Genomic DNA, 20030 nt, shown 5'->3' on the forward strand with positions numbered 1-20030 from the left:
GATGTTCGATTTCGTCATCGTCGGTGGCGGTTCCGCCGGCTGCGTGCTGGCCAACCGCCTCAGCGCCAACGGCCAGTTCAAGGTCTGCCTGCTCGAGGCCGGCCCGCCCGACGACAGCCCCTTCATCGCCATGCCCGCGGGCATCATTCCCTTGCTGCGCTCCAAGGTCTACAACTGGCAGTTCTGGACCGTGCCGCAGCCGCGCATGGGCAACCGGCCGCTGTACTGGCCGCGCGGCCGCACCCTGGGCGGCAGTTCCTCGATCAATGCCCAGGTCTATGTCCGCGGACACTCCTGGGACTACGACTACTGGGCCGGCCTGGGCAACGAGGGCTGGGCCTGGAAGGACGTGCTGCCGGTGTTCAAGGCCATGGAGAACTACGAGCCCGGTGCCGACCCGTGGCACGGGCAGGGCGGCCCGCTCAACGTCGCCGAGCTGCGCAGCCGCAATCCCATGAGCGAGATCTTCCTGCAGGCGGCGCAGCAGGCGGGCCACGCGCCGAACGACGATTTCAACGGCGCCTCGCAGGAGGGCTTCGGGTTCTACAAGGTCTGCCAGAAGGACGGCCAGCGCTGCAGCAACGCCCGGGCCTACCTGCGCGAGGCCGAGAAGCGCCCCAACCTCACCGTGATCCCCCATGCCCATGCCACGCGCGTGGTATTCGATCATGGCCGCGCGGCCGGTGTGCGCTATGTCTATGGCGGCAAGGAGCACGAGGTCACGGCCAAGCGCGAGGTCATCCTCAGCGGCGGTGCCGTCGGCTCGCCGCAGCTGCTGCTGCTGTCCGGCATCGGCCCGGCGGAGCAGCTCAAGCAGTACGGCATCGCCGTGGTCAAGGAGCTGCCGGGGGTGGGCCAGAACCTGCAGGACCACCTCGACGCCTACGTCACCATGCGCTCGCGCACGCGCCTGACCACCTCCCTGCATCCCAGTTCGCTGTGGCGCACGCTCAAGGCCCTGTTCCAGTACCTGTTCCGCCGCCGCGGCGAGCTCACCAGCAACCTCGCCGAGGCGGGCGGCTTCCAGCGCAGCAGCCCGCGCGAGACCCTGCCGGACCTGCAGCTGCACTTCATCCCCTCGGTCAACGTCCGCCACGGCCTGGACCTGTGGCCGGCGCTGAAGTACTACGGCTACACCCTGATGACCTATGAGCTGCGGCCCCGCTCGCGCGGGGAAATCCGCCTGCAGTCGGCCGACCCCCTGGCCCCTCCGGCGATCGATCCCCGGCACTTCCAGGACGAGGCCGACCTGGACAAGATGGTCCTGGCCATCCGCAACGCCCGTGGCCTATTTGCCCAGCCCGCTTTTGCACCGCACAATCTGGAGGAGATGGAGCCAGGTCCGGAGGTGCAGACCGACGAGCAGCTGCGCGACTGGCTGCGCCTGCATGCCGAAACCCTGTACCACCCGGTGGGCAGCTGCAAGATGGGCAGTGATCCCCTGGCCGTGGTGGACGCCCGTCTGCGGGTGCATGGCGTGGCTGGGCTGCGCGTGGTGGACGCCTCCATCATGCCGACCCTGGTCGGCGGCAACACCAACGGGCCGGCGACGATGATCGCCGAGCAGGGCGCCCGCATGGTGCTGGAGGATGCGCAGCGGGCCCTGGCCGAGGCCGCCGCCGGCAAGAGCGCGACGGATGAACCGAACACCGAGGCGGCCGATTGAACACGAACGACACGCTTGCCGCCGCTGGGCGGCCCGATCTGAAGAAGGAATGGTTTTCATGAAGTACGGGATCCTGCTGCTCAGCCTCGGGCTGAGCGCCTGCGCCGGCAACTGGCTGAGCCGCGAGAGCGCGGTGGAGATCAGCGAGGTGGCGCGTTCCTACCAGTGCAACAGCGGCAGCCCGGAGACCCGCATCAGCCTGATGGCCGACGGCGCCACCGTCGCCGCCTGGCAGCAGCAGCGTGGCGTGGACTTCGGCGAGGCGCGCCTGCCGCAGGGGCCGTTCGCGCTGGTGGAGATGGGCGAGCGCAACAGCGGCGGCTATGGCCTGGCGATCAGCCGCCTGGCGGGTCGTCGCGGCGACAGCCTGATCCTGCGCGGTACCTTCGTCGCACCGGCACTGGGAGACATCACCACCGAGGCCATCACCAGCCCCTGCGTGCTGATCAGCCTGCCGCGCGACAAGTATGGCTCGGTGGAAATCATCGACCAGGACGGCCGCCTGCGCGGCCGCGTCGCCGCCGCGCCATGAGGCTGCGCCACTGCTGGAGCCTGCTGCTGGCGCTGGTGGCATTGCCGGCGGCCGCAGCAGGGCCCGCGGCCGGCAAGGCGGCGCTGGTGCCCACCGAGGTGGTGGACGCCTTCCAGGCCGCCCTGGCGCATGGCGATCGCAAGGGCGTGGTCGAGCACCTGGCCCCTGACCTGGTGATCTACGAGCAGGGTTTCGTCGAGCGCGGCCGTGATGCCTACGCCGAGGGCACCATGCTCAACGACATCACCTTCGCCGGCCTGGTGAAGCGCGAGACGCTGCGCCGCGACGCCTGGGAGGACGGCAGCGTCGCCTGGGTGCTGACGCTCAGCTCCGTCACCGGCGACTTCGGCGACCAGAAGCTGGCCCTGATCAATACCGAGACGCTGGTGCTGCGGCGTACCGACCTGGGCTGGAAGATCGTCCACATCCACCGCTCCGCGCACCCGCGTGGCGACGACGAGGAACTGCCGGTGCCGGCCCGGCCGAAAGCGGCTCCGCCCCCCGCCCCCGAGCCGGTGGCCGCACCGGTCGCGCCATCGCCTGCGCCTCCTCCCGCGCCGGTGCCGCCCGAGGCTGTCGCCGCGCCGCAGCCTCCGCCCGCCCCCGAAGCCACGCCGCCGCCACCGGCCAGCACCGAGAGTCCCTGATGCTGCAATTCCTGCCTGCGCCCCTGCTCGGCGCCCTCGTCATGGTGCTGCTGATCGTCAACACCGTGTTCTGGGTGATCCCGGTCTACGCACTCGTCCTGGTCAAGCTGGTGACCCCTGCCGGCACCGCCCGCGACGCCGTCTCGCGTGCCGCCGCGGCGCTGGCGCAGAACTGGGCGGGCGTGAACAGCTGGATGGTCGGCGCGCTGATGAAGACCGAGTGGGACATCCGCATCGACCCGCAGGCGCGACTGGATCCGCGTGGCCAGTACCTGGCCTGCGCCAACCACCAGAGCTGGAACGACATCGTCGTGTTGATGAAGACCTTCGGCCACCGCGCGCCGTTCTTCAAGTTCTTCATCAAGCAGGAGCTGATCTGGGTGCCCTTGCTGGGCCTGGCCTGGTGGGGGCTCGACTACCCCTTCATGAAGCGCTACAGCGCCGAGAAGCTGGCGAAGTACCCGGAGCTGCGCGGCAAGGACGTGGAAACCACCAAGCGCGCCTGCCAGAAATTCCGCAACCAGCCGGTGCTGGTGCTGAACTTCCTCGAGGGCACCCGCTTCACCCCCGCCAAGCACGAACATCAGCAGTCGCCGTACCGGCACCTGCTCAAGCCCAAGGCCGGCGGTTTCGCGTTTGCCATGAACGCCTTCGGCGAGCGGCTCAATTCGCTGCTCGACATCACCATCGTCTACCCCGGCGGCGCGCAGGGCATCTGGGCACTGCTCTCGGGCCGCGTGCCCAAGGTGATCGTCGAGGTGCGGCAGCTGACGATCCCGCATGAGCTCTATGCCGGCGACTACGAGAACGACCCGGTGTTCCGCCAGCGCTTCCAGCACTGGATCGCGGAACTGTGGGAGCGCAAGGAAGAACGCATCGCTGAATTGCTCGGGGGCACGCAGCAGCCTGCGGCTAACTAGCGATGCGGATAGTAGTTTTTAGATAGTAGATAGTAGTTGAGGAAAAGCCCGCGCTGCGGGCTTTTTTTGCTTTTACTATCTATAAACCACTATCGACTATCTGTCTGTTGCAGGGTCCTTATCCTGCAACAGATACAGCGCCACCTCGCCGAACAGGTTCGGCCGCAGGCGGATGCGCCAGCCCTCGCGGTGCGAGCGGTCCAGCATGCGGCGGTCCAGGATGCGCCAGCCGATGTCCTCGCAGAGCGACTCGAAGTCATGCACCGAGCAGAGGTGGATGTTGGGCGTGTCGTACCAGCGCTCGTTGAGCGTCGGCGTCACCGGCATGTGGCCCTGGGCCAGGCCCATGCGCACGCGCCAGTGGCCGAAGTTGGGAAAGGTGACGATGCCGAAGCGGCCCACGCGCAGGATTTCCTCGATCGCCAGGTCCGGGCGCTGCAGGGCCTGCAGGGCCTGCGTCATCACCACGTAGTCGAAGGACTGCGATTCGAAACCCTTGAGGCCCTCGTCGAGGTCGGCCTGGATCACGTTGATGCCGTTCTCCACGCAGGACGCGACCTTGTCCGGGTCGATCTCCAGGCCGTAGCCGGTGACGTTCTGCGTGCGCGCCAGGTGCGCCAGCAGCTCGCCGTCGCCGCAGCCCAGGTCGAGGATGCGCGAGCCGGGCTTGATCCAGTCGCAGATCATCGCGAGGTCGGGGCGCAGTGCGGCGTGGGCGGCGTTCATGCGCACTCCTGTGCCGCGCGGGCCAGGAAGCCGCGCAGCACGCGGTGGTACTGCGGGATCGGCATCAGGAAGTCGTCATGGCCCAGCTGCGAGTCGATCAGGGCGTAGGACACGTTGCGGCCGGCGTCGACCAGCGCCTTGACGATCTCGCGCGAACGCTGCGGCGAGAAGCGCCAGTCGGAGGAGAAGGCCACCACCAGGAACTTGGCGCTGGCATGGCGGAAGGTCGCCGCCAGGTCGTTGCCGTAGTCGCGCGCCGGATCGAAGTAGTCCAGCGCCTTGGTCATGATCAGGTAGGTGTTGGCGTCGAAGCGGTCGACGAAGGACTGCCCCTGGTAGCGCAGGTAGCTTTCCACCTCGAACTCGACGTCGAAGTTGTAGCTCGGCGTGGCCGTCTTCAGCTCGCGCCCGAACTTGGCGCGCATCGCCTCGTCGGACAGGTAGGTGATATGGCCCAGCATGCGCGCCAGCTTGAGGCCGCGTGCCGGGACCACGCCCTGCTCGTAGAAGTGCCCGCCATGGAACTCGGGATCGGACAGGATCGCCTGGCGGGCGATCTCGTTGAAGGCGATGTTCTGCGCCGAGATCTTCGGCGCCGCCGCGATCACGCAGGCGTTGCGGATGCGCTCGGGGAACTCGATGGTCCATTGCATGACCTGCATGCCGCCGAGGCTGCCGCCGATCACCGCGGCCCAGGCCGTTATGCCCAGTTCGTCGGCCAGCAGCGCCTGGGAGCGCACCCAGTCGCGCGCCGTCACCAGCGGGAAGTCCGGACCCCAGGGCTTGCCGGTCTCCGGGTTGATCGTGCTGGGGCCGGTGGAGCCGCGGCAGCCGCCGAGGTTGTTGAGGGCCACCACGAAGAAGCGGTCGGTGTCGATCGGCTTGCCGGGGCCGACGCAGTTGTCCCACCAGCCGGGCTTGGTCGAGCCCTCGTGGTAGCCGGCCACGTGGTGGTCGCCGGACAGGGCATGGCAGATCAGCACGGCGTTGGAGTGCGCGGCATTGAGCCTGCCGTAGGTCTCCACCATCAGCTCGTGCTGCGGCAGCGTGCGGCCGCAGTCCAGTGCCAGCGGCTGGCCGATCTGGACCTTGAACGGCGTGACCAGGCCGACCGAGTCGGCGGGGTAGGGCGGGCTCATCGGAACCAGCCCGGCAGCGGGATCAGGCGGTTCGCCACCTGCAGTACCAGGATCACTGCCACCGGCGACAGGTCCAGGCCGGACAGCGACGGCAGGACACGGCGCACCGGCCGCAGCAGCGGCTCGTTCATGCTCCACAGCACGTTGCTGGCCGGGTTGTTCACGCCGGGGCCGAGCCAGGACAGCAGCGCCTGCACGAACAGCGTGAAGGTGTAGAGGTTGGCCGTCATCACGATCAGCTTCAGCACCGCGTAGCCCATCGCCGGGTAGCGGCTCAGCCGCAGGTGGACGATGCCGCTGACGGTGTGGACGTAGACCAGGGCGATGAGGAACACCACCAGCAGTGCGGCGAAGTTGAAGTTGCGCCAGGCCGGCAGCACGCGGCCCAGGTGATCGGTGGGATGGCGCGTGGCCTTCTGGATCAGCTGCGACAGCGGGTTGTAGAAATCCGCCCGCACGTACTGCAGGACGATGCGCAGCAGGAACAGCCACATCGCCAGGTCGAACAGCGTCGTGACCAGGAAGAACAGCGCGTTGGTGGCGTTGGCGCCCATCATCGATCCTCAGCCCTGCGCATCGAGCAGGTCGCCCAGCTCGCGGCTGCGCTGCGCGGCCGCGGCCAGCGCGGTGTCGAAGGCCTGGCGCAGGCCGGAGGCTTCCAGCGACTTGACCGCTGCCTCGGTGGTGCCGCCCTTGGAGGTGACCTGGGCGCGCAGTTCCACCACGTCCCTGGCGCCGGTGTCCGCGGCCATCACGGCCGAGCCGGCGAAGGTCTGCAGCGCCAGCTTCGCCGCGGTGTCGCGGTCCAGGCCGAGCTTCTCGCCGGCCTCGCGCAGGGCTTCGGTCAGCAGGAAGAAGTAGGCCGGGCCCGAGCCGGACAGCGCGGTGACCGCGTCGATGTCCTCCTCGCGCTGCAGCCACACGGTCTGGCCGGCCGTGGCCAGCACCGTCTGTGCCAGTTCGCGGGCGGCGTCCGGCGTGCCGGCGGGGGCATAGAGGCCGGTGATGCCCTTGCCTACCAGGGCGGGGGTATTGGGCATGGTGCGCACGTAGTGCGCCGCCTCGCCCAGCGCGCGGCGCAGGCGCGCCAGGCGCACGCCGGCGGCCACCGACACCACCACGCAGCCCGGGTCGGCCTGCAGGCCGGCCAGGGCCTCGCCCATCTGCTGCGGCTTGACCGCCAGCACCAGGGCGCCGGCGCCGGCGATCACCTCGGCTGCCGTGGCATGCACCTCCAGCCCGAACTGCCGGCGCAGCCAGTCGGCGCGCTCGGGCAGGGGCTCGGCCACGCGCAGGCGCGCCGCCGGGTGGCCGGCGGCGATCAGGCCGCCGATCAGGCTGGCCGCCATGTTGCCGCCGCCAATGAAGGCAATCGTCTGCAGCATCGTTCTAGGGGGTGTCCGGCAGGGTGCAGCAAAAAGGGAGCGTATGATATTGCACCCCGCCCGCCAACACTATGTGTAAGACCCTCGCGTGACCCAGAAGAAGCCTGCCGCGGACGTCCAGAAGATCCTCAACAGCTACCGCGCCCGCATCGAGGCCGCCCGGGTCTACGACGTCGCCATCGTCTCCCCCTTCGAGGAGGCGCCCAAGCTCTCGGCGCGGCTGCAGAACCGCGTCCTGCTGAAGCGCGAGGACCTGCAGCCGGTCCATTCCTTCAAGCTGCGCGGTGCCTACAACAAGATCGCCAAGCTGAGCGACGCCGAGCGTGCCCGCGGCGTGATCACCGCCTCCGCCGGCAACCATGCCCAGGGCGTGGCCCTGGCCGCCAAGCGCCTGGGCCTGACCGCCTGGATCGTGATGCCGCGCACCACCCCGCAACTGAAGGTGGACTCGGTCCGGGCCCTGGGCGGCAAGGCGATCCTCCACGGCGACGCCTATGACGATGCCCGCGAGCACGCCCTGAAGCTGGTGGAGGAGAAGGGCATGACCATGGTCCATCCCTACGACGATCCGGAAGTGATCGCCGGCCAGGGCACCATCGGCCGCGAGATGCTCGACCAGTTCCGCGACCCGATCGACGCGGTGTTCCTGCCCGTGGGCGGCGGCGGCCTGCTGGCCGGCGTGGCGGCCTGGATCAAGTCGGCCAGCCCCAAGACGCGGATCATCGCGGTGGAGCCGGAGGATTCCAACTGCTTCGACGCCGCCTGGAAGGCCGGGCGCCGCGTGACGTTGCCGCAGGTCGGGCTGTTTGCCGATGGCGTGGCGGTCCGGCAGATCGGCGAGGAGACCTTCCGCGTCGCGCGCCACCTGGTGGACGAGACCATCCAGGTCAGCGTCGACGAGATCAGCGCCGCGATCCGCGACATGTTCTACGAGAAGCGCGCCCTGCCGGAGCCGGCCGGCGCCCTGGCCCTCGCCGGCATCAAGCGCTGGGTCCATGAGCACGGTGCCACCGGCAAGACGCTGGCGGCGGTGATCTCGGGCGCCAACGTCAACTTCGACCGCCTGCGGCACATCGCCGAGCGCGCCGAACTGGGCGACGATGCCGAGGCCCTGCTGGCGGTGACGATCCCGGAGAAGCCCGGCAGCTTCAAGCAGTTCCTGCGGCAGATCGGCCGCCGCACGGTCACCGAGTTCAACTACCGCTACGCCTCGTCCAAGGAAGCTCACATCTTTGTTGGCGTGAAGCTGACCGAGGGACCGGCCGAGCGCGAGGCGCTGATCGGGGCCCTGCGCGAGCACGGCTACCCGGTCACCGACATGACCGGCAACGAGATGGCCAAGCTGCACGTGCGCTTCATGGTTGGCGGGCGTTGCCCCGGCCTGTCGGATGAGCGCCTGTTCCGCTTCGAATTCCCCGAGCGCCCCGGCGCGGCGCTGGACTTCCTGCAGGCGGTGAGTTCGCGCTGGAACATCTCGCTGTTCCACTACCGCAACCATGGTGCCGCCTACGGGCGCGTGCTCTGCGGCCTGCAGGTGCCCAGGAAGGAATGGGTGGAGTGCCGCCGCTCGCTCGACGAACTCGGCTATGAGTACGTCGAGGAGAGCGACAACCCCGCCTACAAGCTATTCCTGGGAACGGACTGAAAGACCAAGCAGTCCGCAAATGAACGCGAATGAACGCAAATCTTCATGCGGCATTCGCGTTCATTTGCGTCCATTTGCGGACTAAGGTTTCTGTTGTGCGGTCACGTTCCCGCCTAGAAGCGGAACTCGACGCCGGCCGAGGCCATGTCGAGATCTCCGTGGCCGATCTCGTAGCGCTCGTACTCGGCCTTGAGGGCGAAGTTCTGCGCGATGGGAAAGGTGAGGCCGGCGCCGTAGAACAGGTTGTCCTTGTCGTCGTCGATCTCTTCGGTGACGGACTGGCCGTCGACCTCGGCGAAGGCGTAGCCGACCTTGCCGTAGATGCGCGCGATTTCTCCGAGCGGGATGCCGGCCGTCACCGCCAGCGTCCAGGCATCGGCATCCGGACCGTCGCTGTCGCCGCCGAGATTGCCGAAGTTCACGTAGCCGACCTCGCCGCCGATGATGCCGGCATAGCCGCCCGCCACGATCTTGTAGCCGTCGTCGGAGCCGTCGAAGTCGTCGTGGTCGAAGCTCGCCCGGCCGTAGCTCGCGCCGAGATAGCCGCCTTTTTCCGCGGCCATGGCGTTACCTGCCGTCGTCGCCAGAATCACCGCTGCCGCAATCGTCCTGGTCCGCATGTCGCACCTCCATGTGCTGGTGGAGGCCCAAGACTGTTGCGCTGCGGCTTGCTCGGCGCTGAATGCTGCGGAAGCTTCCGCCGGCATGCAAAAAACCGTCTTACTCCAGCGACAGGATGTAGTCCCAGTGTTCCTTGCCCACCGGGATCACCGAGAGGCGGTTGCCGGGCGCGAGCAGGCGGAAGCTGGCGAGCTTGCCGTCGTCGCGCATCTGCGCCAGCGTGACCGGCGTCTTGAGCTTGCGCTCGAAAGTCACGTCCACCAGCAGCCAGCGCGGCTCTTCCTTCTTCGACTTCGCGTCGTAGTGATCCGCCTTGGGATCGAACTGCGTCGGGTCGGGATAGGCCACGGAGGCGATCTTCATCACGCCGTAGATGCCCGGCACCTCGCAGGACGAGTGGTAGAAGAAGGCCTTGTCGCCCGGCTTCATGTCGTCGCGGAACATGTTGCGCACCTGGTAGTTGCGCACGCCGTCCCAGGGCGCCGTCTTCTTCGGCTTCTTTGCGAGATCGTCGATCGAAAAACAATCGGGTTCGGACTTCATCAGCCAGTAGGCCATCGTTTCAGTTCCTGAATACGTGTAGGGATTTCTCGGTGACCACGGCATCGAGCCGCACGTCCCAGGGTTCGGCCGGCAGCGCTGCCGCCTGCTGCAGGGCATAGGCATAGCCCACCAGGCGCGGGCCGCCGCTGCGGCGCGCGGCGAAGGCGCGGTCGTAGTAGCCGCCACCGGCGCCCAGGCGATGCCCCTGCGTGTCGAAGGCGGACAGCGGCAGCAGCACCAGGTCCATGCGTGCCGCGCCGCGCCGCGCTCCGCGCAAGGCGGGCTCGCGGATCCCGTAGCGGTTGCGCTGCATCGGCATGTCCTCGACCAGCCGCTCGAAGCGCAGGCGCTGGCCATCGAGCACGCGCGGCACGTACACCGCCTTGCCGGCGGCATGGCAGCACCGCAGCAGCGGCCCGGTGTCCAGCTCGCTGCCATGCGACAGATACAGCGCCAGGTGGCGCGCACGACGGAACAGGGAAGTGCGGGCGAGCCGGCGTGCGGCCTGCTCCGCGGCGCGACGCCGCTGTGCGGGCGTCAACGCGCTGCGCAGGCGGCGGAACTCGCGCCGCAGCTGCGTCTTGGAATAAGGGGTGTCTCCCGCCAGTGCCGTCATCGGCTTTTGACCTTGAGACTTAGTCTCAAGTGGGCGCCGCGCCGGGCATTGGGCTTCCCACTACGGGGTGGGCTTGCACGCCAGCCACGGGTAAAGCTCCCTGGGTGTTTAAATAGGCTCAAGGGTACCAAGCCGACATCGAACACCGCAGGAGACACCTGGCAGAAGGATACCATCGAATGCCCCCGCAATCCCTCGCGTCGTCGGCTTTGCCACGCCGTGTGGCGGCGCGCTATTCCAGCGCCAGCGTGGAATCGATGTCCAGCGACATCTGGCGCAGCTTGGCCAGCGCTTCCGGGTTGACCTGGGCCACGCCCTCGACGCCTTTGAGTTCAAGCAGTTCGCGCGCAATGTTGAGAGCCGCCATGACGGCGATGCGCTCGGCGCCCAGCGCCTTGCCGCGCTTGCGGATGGTGCTCATGCGCTCGTTGAGGTAATCGGCCGACTTGACCAGTGCCTCGTGCTCGTCGGGCGGACAGGCCACGGCGTATTCCTTGCCCATGATGCGCACGGTCACGCTCAGCGATTCGTCGATGTTGCGGTCCTTGGGCGTCGGACTCATTGGGGCGACTCCTGCTCGGATTCCAGCATGCGCACTCTCTCGACAATGCCCTCGATGCGGCGGCGCAGTTCGGCGTTCAGGGCCAGCAGGCGATCACGCTCCTGCAGCGCGCGCTTCTGCTCCAGCCGGGCCTGCCGATAGGCGGCCAGCAGGCGCTGCGTGCGTTCTTCGAGCTGTTGGACTTCTTCTTCGAGCATGCCGGGTGCGGGCAAAAAAATGGGCGACGGTCCTGAGTATAAGACCGTCGCCCACCCTTTAGACAGTTACCGGATCAGGATGAACAGCGCCCCCGGGCCGCGGCGGACGTGCAGCAGCAGCTCCGGCGCCTGGGGATTGGCCAGTTTGGAGAAGTCCTCCAGGTCCTGGACGGCGCGGCGATTGACCGCGATGACGATGTCGCCCTGGCGCAGGCCGGCACGGGCGGCGGCCGAGCGGGGCTCCACCGCCTGCACCAGCACGCCGCGGGTGTCGCCGGCGTTCTTGCGGGCGGCGTCGTCCAGCGGGGCGAAGGTGGCGCCCTTGAGCTGCGGGTGCAGGTTGGCGGTGTCGGCGGCGATTTCCTCTTCCTTGCCGATGGTGACGGCGACCTCGCGCGGCTTGCCCTCGCGCAGGATTTTGAGCGTCACCTTGTCGCCGATGCGCATCAGGCCGACCCGGTTGCGCAGCTGGGCGAAGTTCTCGATCGGGCGGCCATTGGCTTCCAGGATCACGTCCTCGGACTTGAGGCCGGCCTTGTCCGCGGGGGACTTGGGCAGCACGCGGGTGATGACCGCGCCGCGGGTGGTGCTCAGGCTGAAGGCCTTGGCCAGGTCGGGGGTGAGGTCCTGGCCGTTGATGCCCAGGCGGCCGCGCTGGATCTCGCCGTTGGACACCAGCTGGGTCATCACGTCGCGCGCCAGGTTGGTCGGGATCGCGAAGCCGATGCCGATGTTGCCACCCGAGCGCGACAGGATATTGCTGGGGATACCGACCAGTTCGCCGCGCAGGTTGACCAGGGCGCCGCCGGAATTGCCCGGGTTGATCGAGGCATCGGTCTGGATGAAGTCCTCGTAGCCGCCCTCGCTGATGCCGGTCTGGCGCGACAGGCCCGAGACGATGCCCGAGGTGACGGTCTGGCGCAGGCCGAAGGGCGAGCCGATGGCGACCACGAAGTCACCGACCTGCAACTGGTCGGAGTCGGCCATCTTCAGGGCCACCAGGTTGTCGGCCTTGATCTGCAGCACCGCCACGTCGGTGTCCGGGTCCTTGCCGATCAGCTTGGCGTCGTACTCGCGGTCGTCGCTCATGCGCACGCGGATGCTGTCGGCCTCGGCCACCACGTGGCTGTTGGTGAGGACATAGCCCTTGACGGCGTCGACCACCACGCCGGAGCCGATGGCCTGGGCCTCGCGCTCCTGCGGCTGCTGCTGTCCCTCGGGGGCGCCGAAAAAGCGGCGGAAGAAGGGGTCCTGCAGCAGCGGATTCTGGATTTCGGCCTTGGAGGTCACGGCGATGTTGACCACCGCCGGCATCACCGTCTTGAGCATCGGTGCCAACGAGGGCAGGCCCTGCTGCAGCGGTGGCACGGCCTGGACGACGGCACCGACCGGGGGCAGGTCGGCCCGCGCCGGCTGCGGCGCTCCGGACATCATCAGTACGGCGCCGAGGGCGGAGGCGGACACGGCCAGCGGCGTGAGGATCTTGATCGCAAACTTGCGTGACATCGGGTGGGTTCTCTTGGGCAAAGCCGCCAGCGGGCGGCGATCGCTATGACCTTGCGGCTTGCGGCGAGTTTCCTGCCGCGCCGTGCTTATTTCAGGCTGAAGCGGGGGTTGAGGCTGTAGCGCCCGGTCAGGCTGGCCTGCGCCAGCACATGGCCCTCCAGGGCCTTGCGCACCTCGGCCAGGCCGAAGGCGCCCTGCACCGGGGCCGAGTCCAGGTCGGTGGCGTAGAGTTCAAAGCGGTAGTGATGGACGCGCGAGTCGTTCCAGGGCGGGCAGGGGCCGTCGTAGCCCAGGTAGCTGCCCTCCATGTTCGTGTCGCCCTTGAACCAGCCGGTGTAGTCGTTCTGGCCCTGGCGGCTGCCTTCGGGGCCGGCCGGGGCGGCCTTGCCGCGGGCAGTCACGCCGGAGGAGCAGCTGCCCTCGGCGATCTCCGACAGCTGCGCCGGCAGGTCCACCACCGCCCAGTGCAGGAACTCGCCACGGGGCAGCTCGAAGGGCACCTCGCGGCCGGACTTGTTGACGTCGTCCGCGCGGGTCGGAGCATCACCGTCCACGCACAGCAGCACGAAGGACCTGGTGCCCTCGGGGGCGCCGCTCCAGGCCAGCTGCGGGTTGAGGTTCTTCGACAGGTGTACCCGCTGCCTGGGGTCTTTCACCGCGAAGGCCAGGCGGCCGGGCATGACGCCCTTGTTGCGGAAGCTCGTACTGGTGAGTTTCATGTCCTTCTCCAGGTTTCTTGTGTTGCCAGTCGGGGGGTGAGTTGGTGGCAGGCTGCGGCCGTTTCAAGAGGCCGGGCGCGACCAGGCTTTTTCCATGCCGCTGCGCAGGCCGCCGCCCAGTCGTACCAGGCCCTGGGCCAGGCGCTCGGACAGCGGGTGACGGCGGCGGAAGGCCAGTTCGTAGAGGTCGGCGTCGGCCTTGCGCTCCAGCAGGTAGTCGTCGCTGGTCTGCAGCTTGTCGACCAGCTTCAGGTCCAGGGCCTGGCTGCCGTACCAGTGCTCGCCGGTGGCGACGCGGTCGATATCGAGCTGCGGCCGGTTGCCGGAAACGAAGGATTTGAACAGCAGGTGGGTAGCCTCCAGTTCCTCGCGGAACTTCTCGCGGCCGGCCTCGGTGTTTTCGCCGAACAGGGTCAGGGTGCGCTTGAACTCGCCGGCCGTGTGCAGCTCGAAGTCGATTTCGTGCTTCTTCAGCACGCGGTGGAAGTTGGGCAGCTGCGCGATCACGCCGATGGAGCCGACGATCGCGAACGGCGCCGCCAGGATGCGGTCGGCGACGCAGGCCATCATGTAGCCGCCGCTGGCCGCGACCTTGTCGATCGCCACCGTCAGCTTCAGGCCGCGCCCGCGAATGCGCTGCAGCTGCGAGGCCGCCAGCCCGTAGGCATGCACCATGCCGCCCTCGCTCTCCAGGCGCAGCAGCACCTCGTCGCTGTCGCGCGCCACCTGCAGCAGGGCGCTGATCTCCTCGCGCATCGAATCCACCGCGTGGGCTGCCAGGTCGCCGTCGAAGTTCAGGGTGAAGACACGGGGGCGCTCAGCCGGTCCGGCGCGCTTCTCGGCCTTGCGCTTGGCCTTTTCCTCGGCCTTGCGCTGCTTGGCCAGGCGTTTGAACGCATCTTCGGACAGCAGGTCGGCATTGAGGATTTCGGCCATGTGCTCGAACCGCTCATTCAGGTTCTTGACTTCCAGCCGGTCATGGCCGTGCTGGCTGCGGGCGCTGCGCAGGATGGCCACCAGCCCGACCGCTACGGCCAGCAGGGCGACCGTCCAGGTCAGGGTCTTGGCAAGGAACAAGCTGTATTCGGCAAGGAATTGGGTCACAGGAAATCCGTTGGAAGATCATCAAAAGACAGGAAAAAGGACTGGTAAATCCGCCGGGGCACAGGCAAAATCCGTGCAACGGGGGAGCCTGAAAACGGCATCCAAGTATATTTTCAGCGGGCGGGGGCTCCACAAGAGCTGTTGCTGCGCTGCAACAAGCGAATGCATAATGCCTTCGTTTGCGGGCCATTCCCCTCACTCTTGGCAGCCTTTCATCCTCAGGTTGGAGATTCAAAATGAATAAGACAACCCGCGCAGCTCTGACACTGGCTCTGGTGGCGACCGCGCTGCCGGCGCTGGCGGCCGACGAGACGCGTCCCTACATTTTCGGCGGTTACCAGACCGTCATCGCCGATCAGGCCGATCGTGCTTCCGACAGCAGCAACGGCTATGCGTTCAGCGCCGGCAAGGCCCTGAGCAAGTACTGGGGCCTGGAGTTCGGCGGCTTCTGGAACCAGTTCGAGGCCGAAGACGGCGGCACCAACGACTTCCGCGAGCTGGGTGGCAACCTCGACGCGATGTTCTTCTACTCGCGTGACCGCGCCTTCTCGCCCTACGTCAGCCTCGGCGTCGGCGCGATGAAGAACAAGAACAAGTCCGCTGCCGGCCAGCCGGAGTCGACCGATCCCTTCGGCACCCTGGGCGTCGGCTTCTTCAAGTACTTTGGCGACGAAAGCCGCTACGGCGTGCGTGGCGATGTGCGCTACCGCTACGTCGACACCGACATCCCCGGCCTGGACAGCTCGCTGGTCGAGCCGGTCGTCAAGGTCGGTCTGGTCGCCGCGCTGGGCCCCAAGGGCTCGGGCGTGGGTGCGGTTTCCAGCCCGGATGCTGACGGCGACGGCGTTCCGGATGATGCGGACCTGTGCCCCAACACCCCGAAGGGCGTGAAGGTCGATTCCAAGGGCTGCCCGGTCGATTCCGATGGCGACGGCGTGCCTGACGCGATCGACAAGTGCCCCGGCACGCCGAAGGGCGTGAAGGTCGACTCCACCGGCTGCTCGAAGGATGGCGTGGGCGAAGGCCCGAACCGCCGCTTCGAGGACGTCCACTTCGAGTTCGACAAGTCCGACCTGACCGACTACGCCCGCGCCATCCTGGACAATGCGTCCAAGGCGATCGGCGGCCTGTCGCAGCAGTACCCGAGCCTGAAGGTCGACGTCTCCGGTCACACCGACTGGGTCGGCACCGACGCCTACAACCAGGCCCTGTCCGAGCGCCGCGCCAACTCGGTCAAGCAGTACCTGACCCGCAAGGGCGTCGATGCGAAGCGCGTCAACACCTACGCCTACGGCGAGTCCAAGCCGGTCGCGACCAACGAGACCGACGAGGGCCGCGCCCAGAACCGTCGTGCCGAGGTTCGCACCCGCGGCGAGTAATCGCCCCGGTAGGGTTGCAAACTGAAAACCCCCGCCAGAAATGGCGGGGGTTTTTCTTTGGGTGCGGGGTTTGAATATGAACTGGAGAGTATTCGGGCTTCAGCGCTTGTTTCGGGTTGGTGGTGGTGCTCCGTGAAACTCACCGAAGTTTTCCGGGGATGCCGGTCCTAGACCGGTCAGGAGCGGTGGTTCTTTGATGGGTTATTTCGCCCTTAGGCGAAATAAACCAACAGAGATCCGGGGCTCCTGACCGGCGTAGTCGCCGGCATCCCCGAACCCAGAGCAAGGTCAGATCAACTACCCAGCGTGTCGCGGCCAAATAGCCGCTCCTGTGATGCCGTCGATGGCCCGGTATTAGCTTTGACTGCCAACCCGATCAGCCCGCGCCACCCGCGCCTCCAGATCCGCCACGCTCTCCGCCGGATACTCCCAGCCCGCCAGCTCCCGCTCCACCAGCTTCTTCAGCGCCGCGATATGCGCGGGTGAGTCGTTGAGTGCCGGGATGTAGCGCAGCGCTTCGCCGCCGGCCTTGCGGAAGCTTTCGCCGTAGCGCAGCGCGATCTCTTCCAGCGTCTCCAGACAGTCGGCGGAGAAACCCGGGCAGATCACGTCGAGCTTGCGCAGGCCGCCCTTGGCCAGCTTCTGGATCTGCGGCTCGGTGTAGGGCTGCAGCCAGGGCGTGCGGCCCAGGCGGCTCTGGAAGCTGACGGACCACTGGCCTTCGGACAGGCCCAGGCGCTCGGCCAGCAGGCGCGCGGTCTTGTGGCAGTGGCAGAAGTAGGGATCGCCGGCACGGAAGTAAGCCAGCGGGATCGAGTGGAAGGACATCAGCAGATGTTCGCCGCGGCCCAGCTCCAGCCACTGTGCCTGCACGCTGTCGGCCAGCGCATCGATGTAGCCGGCGTCGTCGTGGTACTGGTTGATCGTGCGCAGTTCCGGCAGCCAGCGCCAGGCGCGCAGCAGCGCGAACAGCTTGTCGAGCACCGTGGCGGTGGTGGTGGCCGAGTACTGCGGGTACAGCGGCAGCACCACGATGCGACGCACGTCCTGGCGACCCAGTTCGTTGAGCGCATCGGCGATGGCGGGCTGGCCGTAGCGCATCGCCAGCGTCACCGGTACCTCGGGGCCCAGCGCGGCCTGCAATGCGGCCTGCTGGCGCCTGGAGATCGCCAGCAGCGGTGAGCCCTGCGGTGTCCAGATCGACTGGTAGGCGTGCACCAGCTTGAGCGGACGGAATGGCAGGATGAAGCCGTACAGCACCGGCAGCCAGAACAGGCGGCTGAACTCCACCACGCGGCGATCACTGAGGAACTCGCGCAGGTAGCGGCGGATCGCCGGTGCGGTGGGTGCGTCGGGCGTGCCGAGGTTGACCAGCAGCACGCCACGCTTCGGCGTGCTGCTGTGGATGTGTTCGGGCAGGCTCATGGGTTTAGCCTATAAGGATCAAGCAGTCCGCAAATGAACGCAAATGGAAGCAGGGGCGTTGCCGCCGCTCTGCGGTGTAGCCAGCCGCTTGCGGTTCCCGCTGGTCCATTCGCGTTTATTTGCGTTCATTTGCGGACCCATTGCTGTTTCTAGAGATTAGTGTCCCAGATACGCAGCGCGCACGCGCTCGTCCGCGGCCAGCTCGGCGGCGGGACCCGCGAGGGTGATGCAGCCGGACTCCAGCACGTAGGCGCGGCGCGCGGCGGCCAGCGCCAGGCGCGCGTTCTGCTCGATCAGCAGGATCGCCACGCCCTGGCTGTTGATCTCGCGGATGATGCTGAAGATCTTTTCCACCATCAACGGTGCCAGGCCCATGGAGGGCTCGTCCAGCAGCAGCAGGCGCGGGCGGCTCATCAGCGCGCGACCGATCGCCAGCATCTGCTGCTCGCCGCCGGACAGCGTGCCGGCCAGCTGGCTTTCGCGCTCCTTCAGGCGCGGGAACAGTGAAAAGCTGCGCTCGAGATCGCTGGCGATGGCGGGCTTGTCGCTGCGATGGAAGGCGCCCATCTGCAGGTTCTCCGTCACCGTCAGGCGCGAGAAGATGCCGCGGCCTTCGGGTACCAGGGCCAGGCCCTGGCCGACGCGCTCGTGCGCGGGCAGGCGCGCCAGGTCCTGGCCGTTGTAGGTAATGCGTCCCGCGGCAGGCCGCAGCAGGCCGCCCAGGGTGTTGAGCGTGGTGGTCTTGCCGGCGCCGTTGGCGCCGATCAGCGTCACCAGTTCGCCTTCGTCGACGTGCAGGCTGATGCCCTTCACGGCATGGATGCCGCCGTAGGCGATGCTGAGCTGGTCCACCTGGAGCAGGGCCGTCATGCCGCGCCGCTCCCGAGATAGGCTTCGATCACGCGCTTGTCGGCCTGCACCTCGGCCGGCACGCCCTCGGCGATCTTCTCGCCGAAATCCAGCACCGCCACGCGGTCGCAGAGGCCCATCACCAGCTTCACGTCATGCTCGATCAGCATCACCGTGATGCCGTCGCCGCGGATGCGGCCGATCAGCTCGCGCAGCGCGGCGGTCTCGGAGGGATTCATGCCGGCAGCCGGCTCGTCCAGCGCCAGCAGGCGCGGTTCGGTGGCCAGGGCGCGGGCGATTTCCAGGCGGCGCTGGTCGCCGTAGGACAGTTCCTTGGCGAGCTTGTGGCGGCACCTGGCGATGCCGACATAGGCCAGCAGCGCTTCAGCCTTCTCGCGGATCGCCTGCTCCTCGGCGCGGGCCGCGGCGTGGCGCAGCACGGCGCCGAACACGCCGGTGCGGGTCTTGCCGTGGCGCGCCACCATGACGTTCTCCAGCGCCGTCATGTGCTGGAACAGGCGGATGTTCTGGAAGGTGCGGGCGATGCCGCGCCCGACGATCGCGTGCGGCTTGGTCTGCAGCGGCAGCGGCTCGCCGCGGAACCAGCGCTCGCCGCCCTCGGCCTGGTAGAGGCCGGTGATGACGTTGAACAGCGTGGTCTTGCCGGCGCCGTTGGGGCCGATCAGGCCGTAGACGCAGCTTTCCGGGATCGACAGGCTGACGTCGTTCAGCGCCTTGAGGCCGCCGAAGCGCTTCTGGATGTTCTGCAGTCGCAGCAGTTCAGTCATGGCCTTCCGCCAGTTCCTCGCGACGGCGGCTCGACGGCCACAGGCCGGCGGGGCGGAACAGCATGACCACGATCAGCGCCATTCCGAACAGCAGCATGCGCAGGTTTTCCGGGTCTACCACCATGCGGCCGAACAGGCTGCGCTGCAGCGGGTTGATGATGTCGCGCAGGAACTCCGGGGCGATGGTCAGCAGCACCGCGCCGAGGAGCACGCCGGGGATGTGGCCCATGCCGCCCAGCACCACCATGCACACCACCATCACCGATTCCATCAGGGTGAAGGACTCGGGGCTGACGAAGCCCTGGAAGGCGGCGAACAGGCCGCCGGCGATGCCGCCGAAACTGGCGCCCATGGCAAAGGCCAGCAGCTTGACGTTGCGCGTGTTGATGCCCATGGCCTGCGCCGCGATCTCGTCCTCGCGGATCGCCACCCAGGCACGACCGATGCGCGAGTTCTCCAGGCGCATGCAGACGAAGATGGTCAGCAGGGCCAGGGCCAGGAACAGGTAGTAGTAGGCGTAGTCGCCGCTGTAGCGCGTGCCGAACAGCGTGAAGCCGCTCTCCAGGCGGTAGCCGAACAGCGAGACGCCGTCGATCAGGTTGATGCCCTGCGGCCCATTGGTGATGTTCACCGGCCGGTCGAGGTTGTTCATGAACAGGCGCACGATCTCGCCGAAGCCCAGCGTCACGATCGCCAGGTAGTCGCCGCGCAGGCGCAGCGTCGGAGCACCCAGCGTGGCGCCGGCCAGGCAGGCCAGCAGGCCGCCGAACGGCAGGATGATCCAGGCCGAGACATGCCAGTCGAAGTGCGGCGAGGCCAGGATCGCGAAGAGGTAGGCGCCCACGGCGTAGAAGGCGATGTAGCCCAGGTCGAGCAGGCCGGCGTAGCCGACCACGATGTTCAGGCCCAGCGCCAGCATCGCGTACAGCAGCACGAAGTCGAGGATGCGCACCCAGGAGTTGCCGAAGCCCAGGCCCATCAGGAAGGGCGCGGCCAGCAGGGCCAGCGCCACGCCGAGGTAGCCGAGCCAGACCTTCGGTGGAATTTTCGCGCTTGCGGTT

Annotated in this window: 22 protein-coding genes and 1 other RNA gene; 6 read left to right on the forward strand and 17 right to left on the reverse strand. The window is 67.6% G+C overall.

Annotated features, from left to right (window positions below; genetic code table 11):
- Position 1: 1 nt before the first annotated feature.
- From D0B54_RS08985 to D0B54_RS09000, 4 genes are read left to right on the forward strand one after another with little or no spacing between them, the layout of a single operon-like run.
- The gene (locus D0B54_RS08985; RefSeq protein WP_117291001.1) at positions 2-1666 is read left to right on the forward strand and encodes a GMC family oxidoreductase; all 1665 of its coding nucleotides are present in this window, start codon (positions 2-4) and stop codon (positions 1664-1666) included.
- A gap of 58 nt (positions 1667-1724) precedes the next feature.
- On the forward strand, positions 1725-2198 hold the full coding sequence (locus D0B54_RS08990) for a protease complex subunit PrcB family protein (protein ID WP_162932316.1): 474 nt from the start codon (positions 1725-1727) through the stop codon (positions 2196-2198).
- A complete protein-coding gene (locus D0B54_RS08995; RefSeq protein WP_117291003.1) occupies positions 2195-2845 on the forward strand; it encodes a nuclear transport factor 2 family protein in 651 nt (216 codons plus the stop codon). The genes D0B54_RS08990 and D0B54_RS08995 overlap by 4 nt, the downstream gene beginning before the upstream one ends.
- Entirely contained in the window at positions 2845-3765 is a 921-nt protein-coding gene (locus D0B54_RS09000; protein ID WP_117291004.1) for an acyltransferase, read from the forward strand. The genes D0B54_RS08995 and D0B54_RS09000 overlap by 1 nt, the downstream gene beginning before the upstream one ends.
- Before the next feature lie 96 nt (positions 3766-3861).
- Here the strand turns inward: D0B54_RS09000 and metW are convergent, their stop codons facing one another.
- The 4 genes from metW to proC are packed head-to-tail and all read right to left on the reverse strand — an operon-like array spanning position 3862 to position 7015.
- A complete protein-coding gene (gene metW / locus D0B54_RS09005) occupies positions 3862-4470 on the reverse strand; it encodes a methionine biosynthesis protein MetW (RefSeq protein ID WP_162932685.1) in 609 nt (202 codons plus the stop codon).
- A gap of 17 nt (positions 4471-4487) precedes the next feature.
- Positions 4488-5630 carry a homoserine O-succinyltransferase MetX gene (gene metX, locus D0B54_RS09010; RefSeq protein WP_117291006.1) on the reverse strand — a complete coding sequence of 381 codons (1143 nt, stop codon included), beginning with the start codon at positions 5628-5630 and terminating at the stop codon, positions 4488-4490.
- Positions 5627-6184 carry a YggT family protein gene (locus D0B54_RS09015; protein ID WP_117291007.1) on the reverse strand — a complete coding sequence of 186 codons (558 nt, stop codon included), beginning with the start codon at positions 6182-6184 and terminating at the stop codon, positions 5627-5629. The genes metX and D0B54_RS09015 overlap by 4 nt, the downstream gene beginning before the upstream one ends.
- 9 nt (positions 6185-6193) lie before the next feature.
- Complete coding sequence (gene proC, locus D0B54_RS09020) at positions 6194-7015, reverse strand: pyrroline-5-carboxylate reductase (protein WP_117291008.1); 822 nt, start codon at positions 7013-7015, stop codon at positions 6194-6196.
- A 124-nt stretch (positions 7016-7139) separates the two neighbouring features.
- Between proC and ilvA the strand changes: the two genes are divergently transcribed.
- The gene (gene ilvA / locus D0B54_RS09025) at positions 7140-8660 is read left to right on the forward strand and encodes a threonine ammonia-lyase, biosynthetic (RefSeq protein WP_117295133.1); all 1521 of its coding nucleotides are present in this window, start codon (positions 7140-7142) and stop codon (positions 8658-8660) included.
- 113 nt (positions 8661-8773) lie between these two features.
- Here ilvA and D0B54_RS09030 read toward each other — a convergent pair whose 3' ends face one another.
- The 9 genes from D0B54_RS09030 to sohB all read right to left on the reverse strand — a co-directional run bounded on the left by D0B54_RS09030 (position 8774) and on the right by sohB (position 14528).
- Positions 8774-9367, reverse strand: a complete 594-nt coding sequence (locus tag D0B54_RS09030; RefSeq protein ID WP_117291009.1) for an outer membrane protein — start codon at positions 9365-9367, stop codon at positions 8774-8776.
- A gap of 13 nt (positions 9368-9380) precedes the next feature.
- On the reverse strand, positions 9381-9839 hold the full coding sequence (locus D0B54_RS09035; RefSeq protein WP_117291010.1) for an EVE domain-containing protein: 459 nt from the start codon (positions 9837-9839) through the stop codon (positions 9381-9383).
- A 4-nt stretch (positions 9840-9843) separates the two neighbouring features.
- Complete coding sequence (locus D0B54_RS09040; RefSeq protein WP_240433575.1) at positions 9844-10365, reverse strand: 5-formyltetrahydrofolate cyclo-ligase; 522 nt, start codon at positions 10363-10365, stop codon at positions 9844-9846.
- A gap of 52 nt (positions 10366-10417) precedes the next feature.
- Positions 10418-10597: non-coding RNA, 6S RNA (gene ssrS, locus D0B54_RS09045), on the reverse strand.
- A gap of 75 nt (positions 10598-10672) precedes the next feature.
- On the reverse strand, positions 10673-11002 hold the full coding sequence (locus D0B54_RS09050; protein ID WP_117291012.1) for a cell division protein ZapA: 330 nt from the start codon (positions 11000-11002) through the stop codon (positions 10673-10675).
- Positions 10999-11199 (reverse strand): hypothetical protein, encoded by a 201-nt coding sequence (locus D0B54_RS09055; protein ID WP_117291013.1) that lies wholly within the window; start codon positions 11197-11199, stop codon positions 10999-11001. Before D0B54_RS09055 ends, D0B54_RS09050 begins: the two co-directional genes overlap by 4 nt.
- Positions 11200-11265: 66 nt before the next feature.
- Positions 11266-12687 (reverse strand): DegQ family serine endoprotease, encoded by a 1422-nt coding sequence (locus tag D0B54_RS09060; protein ID WP_117295135.1) that lies wholly within the window; start codon positions 12685-12687, stop codon positions 11266-11268.
- A gap of 104 nt (positions 12688-12791) precedes the next feature.
- Positions 12792-13424 carry a YbhB/YbcL family Raf kinase inhibitor-like protein gene (locus D0B54_RS09065; protein ID WP_117291014.1) on the reverse strand — a complete coding sequence of 211 codons (633 nt, stop codon included), beginning with the start codon at positions 13422-13424 and terminating at the stop codon, positions 12792-12794.
- A 63-nt stretch (positions 13425-13487) separates the two neighbouring features.
- The gene (sohB, locus tag D0B54_RS09070; protein ID WP_117291015.1) at positions 13488-14528 is read right to left on the reverse strand and encodes a protease SohB; all 1041 of its coding nucleotides are present in this window, start codon (positions 14526-14528) and stop codon (positions 13488-13490) included.
- 236 nt (positions 14529-14764) lie between these two features.
- Between sohB and D0B54_RS09075 the strand changes: the two genes are divergently transcribed.
- Positions 14765-15907 (forward strand): OmpA family protein, encoded by a 1143-nt coding sequence (locus tag D0B54_RS09075; protein ID WP_117291016.1) that lies wholly within the window; start codon positions 14765-14767, stop codon positions 15905-15907.
- Between the two features lie 354 nt (positions 15908-16261).
- On the opposite strand, the gene hemH is transcribed toward D0B54_RS09075, so the two are convergent.
- The 4 genes from hemH to D0B54_RS09095 form a co-directional block, all read right to left on the reverse strand.
- Complete coding sequence (gene hemH / locus D0B54_RS09080) at positions 16262-17332, reverse strand: ferrochelatase (protein ID WP_117291017.1); 1071 nt, start codon at positions 17330-17332, stop codon at positions 16262-16264.
- 156 nt (positions 17333-17488) lie between these two features.
- Entirely contained in the window at positions 17489-18202 is a 714-nt protein-coding gene (locus D0B54_RS09085; protein WP_117291018.1) for an ABC transporter ATP-binding protein, read from the reverse strand.
- A complete protein-coding gene (locus D0B54_RS09090) occupies positions 18199-18969 on the reverse strand; it encodes an ABC transporter ATP-binding protein (protein WP_117291019.1) in 771 nt (256 codons plus the stop codon). The genes D0B54_RS09085 and D0B54_RS09090 overlap by 4 nt, the downstream gene beginning before the upstream one ends.
- On the reverse strand, positions 18962-19948 hold the full coding sequence (locus D0B54_RS09095) for an ABC transporter permease subunit (protein ID WP_117295137.1): 987 nt from the start codon (positions 19946-19948) through the stop codon (positions 18962-18964). The genes D0B54_RS09090 and D0B54_RS09095 overlap by 8 nt, the downstream gene beginning before the upstream one ends.
- Between the last annotated feature and the right edge of the window lie 82 nt (positions 19949-20030).

The organism is Solimonas sp. K1W22B-7, from assembly GCF_003428335.1.
Classification (GTDB): domain Bacteria; phylum Pseudomonadota; class Gammaproteobacteria; order Nevskiales; family Nevskiaceae; genus Solimonas_A.